Below are 3,131 nucleotides of genomic sequence, written 5' to 3' on the forward strand. Positions count from 1 at the left end.
TTTACCTAATCGTACGCCAATTTATTCAAAATATTCAGGGAGGAAAAAATGAAACAAATCTTGAAATTATTAAGTGGAATAGTTTTGGTTAGTGTAGCTGGATGTAACATCGATAAGCCTCCTCCAGGGTATCTAAGTATGTGGGAGAAAAATAGTGTTACTGATTTTACTGAGGTAGGAAAAGCATTGTTAGAATGTGGTATGCCAACCCCTTATGATGTTTTTCCAGAAAACCAACAGCAGAGCATTAATGCTAAAGCAACAACTTATGCCTGCATGCTCCAAGCAGGATTCCACTATAAAGGGAGAGGTAACTGGTGTTATACTTTTAAAGAGAAAAACTTGCCGATTTGTCGTCCAGGTGCTGTCATACCACAGCGCAGTGTCAAGAAGCGCTTGAACAGCCCTTTTTGTAAAAAATATAAAAATGCACCTGAATGCAAACCTTAAGTTTTGTTTGTAATGATCAACAATCCGCCATCCTTGCCTTCGCTTGGAATGGCGGGATTGTTCCCTCAACCAATCATCTCAACACCCGAGCCCCCATAATTGTTATGCTGATGCGAGTGATGCGTGTAGATGGAATTACGGTTCATTTGGTTTTAAAAAACTTTATTCAACGAGAACAGGGAACAAAAAATGAAAATGTTGTTTAATTTATTAAGCCTACTCATTTTGTTAACGGTTACTGGATGTGACATTGAAAACATTGACAAACCTGCTCCAGGGTACGTGAATATGTGGGAGAAGCCAGGAGCAGATTCTACTGAGGTAGGAAAAGCCTTATTAGAATGTGGAATGCCGAGTCTTATCGATCCTGATTCAGAAAATAGAGAGAGAAGCAACAATGCAAAAGCAACAACTTATGCTTGTATGATTCAAGCAGGATTCCACTATAAAGATAAATGGGGAGGAACTTGGTGTCAAAACTATAAAGCCGAAAACTTGCCCATTTGTCAGCCTGGTGCTGTCATCCCGAAGAGAAGTGTCGAAAAGCGCTTAAACAGCCCGTTTTGTAAAAGGTATAAAAATGCATCTGAATGCAAGCCTTAAGTGATAATCAACAATCCGCCATCTTTGCCTTTGCTTGGAACGGCGGGATTGTTTCCTCACGCACATTATTTAACGGATGAAGAACAACAGAATTTACAAAAAGGCTCTGATGGCAACAGGCGTATGTTCTATAATGGTATTTCTAATTCATCTGATGAAGCAGCCCGTAATGCCGTCAAAATGGCTGATAATGCGCATGAACCCCTTTATTTTACCTACCACCCCCAAGCTAAAGATAAGCTAGTAGAGTTCGGGGTAGCAATTTATGAGTATTTTGGGAGATGGAGTAATTCGACCAAGAAGTTACAAGATTTTGTCTATCGTTATGGCAATACAGGGGCGATTGTTAGTGCGCATAGCCGTGGTAGCTTGACAGTGGGCAATGGAATGCGTGACTTTGAACAGCATGGCATTCACGGTATAGCAGAAAAAACAGATATCTATCTTTTTGGACCAGCTGATAACTCTCAATCAATAGCGAATGCACTATATTATGTGAGTGATGGTAAAAAAGATCATATTTATTTACAAAACCATATATTCGATCCCATTGGTACAGGAATTGGTCACAATCTACCTACTTTTTATAAGGCACCCTTGAGGTTCCCTTATGCAATATTTCCACCAGCAACTCCAATGATAGAGCAAGGGAAAGCTCTAGGCGGCTTTAAATCTAGCACCCATAGGTGTTATGGTAATGCGTCGGCAGCATGTAAACGTGATTATGGAGCACATCATAATGATAATACAAAAATTTATGCACCTTATGCAATTTTAGATAATTTAGGTTTAGGTTATTTATGGAGAAAAAAATGAATACACTGTTTAAATTATTGAGTGGGATAGTTTTATTAAGTATAGCTGGATGTGACATTGAAAACATTGACAAACCTGCTCCAGGGTACGTGAATATGTGGGAGAAGCCAGGAGCAGATTCTACTGAGGTAGGAAAAGCCTTATTAGAATGTGGAATGCCGAGTCTTATCGATCCTGATTCAGAAAATAGAGAGAGAAGCAACAATGCAAAAGCAACAACTTATGCTTGTATGATTCAAGCAGGATTCCACTATAAAGATAAATGGGGAGGAACTTGGTGTCAAAACTATAAAGCCGAAAACTTGCCCATTTGTCGTCCAGGTGCTGTCATACCACAGCGCAGTGTCAAGAAGCGCTTGAACAGCCCGTTTTGTAAAAAGCATCCAGAACAATATGAATGCGAGCCTTAAGTTTTGCTGTTTGTGATGATCAACAATCCGCCATCCTTGCCTTTGCTTGGAATGGCGCGATTGTTCCCTCAATCTGTCATCTCAATATTGTTCACCGTTGTTTTAAGCAGCGGTGACAGAAAATATCAACAGGTTTATGAGCTGTTTTATCGTAAATAAATCCATTGAAAGAGGGGAAAAATGAAGAAAATCTTAAAACTGTTGAGTTGCATAGCTCTGTTAAGTATCACTGGATGTGTTAACTCAATTCCCTCACTTTCTCCAGCATTATGGAGAAATAAAATACTTTTAGAATGTGGAGTACCGGACCTTAATAAGGTTGTGGCGCTAGATTTGAATCAATTTGCCAGTATTGAAATGTGTATGGCGCAATCAGGTTTTCGCCCTAGCTTTACAATACAAGATTGGTGTGAAAACCATAAATCGGACAATCTTCCCATATGTCGTCCTGGTGCTGTCATGCCTCAGCGAAGTGTTGAGAGACGCTTAAATAGCCCTTATTGTAAAAAACATTCAGAACAACTTGAATGCCAGCCTTAAGTCTTGCTTCAGCAGAGAAAGCCTTGAATTTACACCAAATAAAGCACCAGGTTGATGAGTTTGAGAAAGCCTTGTCCGTCCTTACGTGACAAGGCTTTCTTTTTATGCTGCGTCGTTATAACGTTGCTGTTTTGCTTGCTCGATGACATTCAAAAGATCTGATTGTAACCAACGCGATAAAAAACCAAATTTTAAAGGTTTGGGGAGAGAGCCATTGGTAACATGACGCCGGAATGTTGAGACACTCATATGAAGCAATTTTGCACTTTCACGGTCTGTCAAAAGAATATCATTTTCTGTCATACTAAAATC

The 3,131-nt window shown here is 39.6% G+C and carries 8 protein-coding genes; 7 read left to right on the forward strand and 1 reads right to left on the reverse strand.

Annotated elements, in window-relative coordinates; genetic code table 11:
• Window positions 1-48 precede the first annotated feature (48 nt).
• The 7 genes from ACFIJK_RS08915 to ACFIJK_RS08945 all read left to right on the forward strand — a co-directional run bounded on the left by ACFIJK_RS08915 (window position 49) and on the right by ACFIJK_RS08945 (window position 2,819).
• Window positions 49-450: a hypothetical protein gene (locus ACFIJK_RS08915; RefSeq protein WP_375627544.1), complete on the forward strand. Its 402-nt coding sequence runs from the start codon at window positions 49-51 to the stop codon at window positions 448-450.
• Window positions 438-656, forward strand: a complete 219-nt coding sequence (locus tag ACFIJK_RS08920) for a hypothetical protein (protein ID WP_375627545.1) — start codon at window positions 438-440, stop codon at window positions 654-656. Before ACFIJK_RS08915 ends, ACFIJK_RS08920 begins: the two co-directional genes overlap by 13 nt.
• Window positions 640-1,053, forward strand: coding sequence for a hypothetical protein (locus ACFIJK_RS08925; protein ID WP_375627546.1), 414 nt, complete (start codon window positions 640-642; stop codon window positions 1,051-1,053). Before ACFIJK_RS08920 ends, ACFIJK_RS08925 begins: the two co-directional genes overlap by 17 nt.
• Window positions 1,054-1,869 (forward strand): hypothetical protein, encoded by an 816-nt coding sequence (locus ACFIJK_RS08930; RefSeq protein ID WP_375627547.1) that lies wholly within the window; start codon window positions 1,054-1,056, stop codon window positions 1,867-1,869.
• Window positions 1,866-2,279, forward strand: coding sequence for a hypothetical protein (locus tag ACFIJK_RS08935; RefSeq protein ID WP_375627548.1), 414 nt, complete (start codon window positions 1,866-1,868; stop codon window positions 2,277-2,279). Before ACFIJK_RS08930 ends, ACFIJK_RS08935 begins: the two co-directional genes overlap by 4 nt.
• Window positions 2,267-2,395, forward strand: a complete 129-nt coding sequence (locus ACFIJK_RS08940) for a hypothetical protein (RefSeq protein ID WP_375627549.1) — start codon at window positions 2,267-2,269, stop codon at window positions 2,393-2,395. Before ACFIJK_RS08935 ends, ACFIJK_RS08940 begins: the two co-directional genes overlap by 13 nt.
• Window positions 2,396-2,459: 64 nt before the next feature.
• Window positions 2,460-2,819, forward strand: a complete 360-nt coding sequence (locus ACFIJK_RS08945) for a hypothetical protein (protein WP_273724680.1) — start codon at window positions 2,460-2,462, stop codon at window positions 2,817-2,819.
• Between the two features lie 102 nt (window positions 2,820-2,921).
• On the opposite strand, the gene ACFIJK_RS08950 is transcribed toward ACFIJK_RS08945, so the two are convergent.
• On the reverse strand, window positions 2,922-3,122 hold the full coding sequence (locus ACFIJK_RS08950) for an AlpA family transcriptional regulator (protein ID WP_015856172.1): 201 nt from the start codon (window positions 3,120-3,122) through the stop codon (window positions 2,922-2,924).
• Window positions 3,123-3,131 lie beyond the last annotated feature (9 nt).

Origin of the sequence: Bartonella sp. PS17NMGDW (assembly GCF_042193555.1) — a bacterium.
Classification (GTDB): Bacteria; Pseudomonadota; Alphaproteobacteria; order Rhizobiales; family Rhizobiaceae; genus Bartonella; species Bartonella grahamii.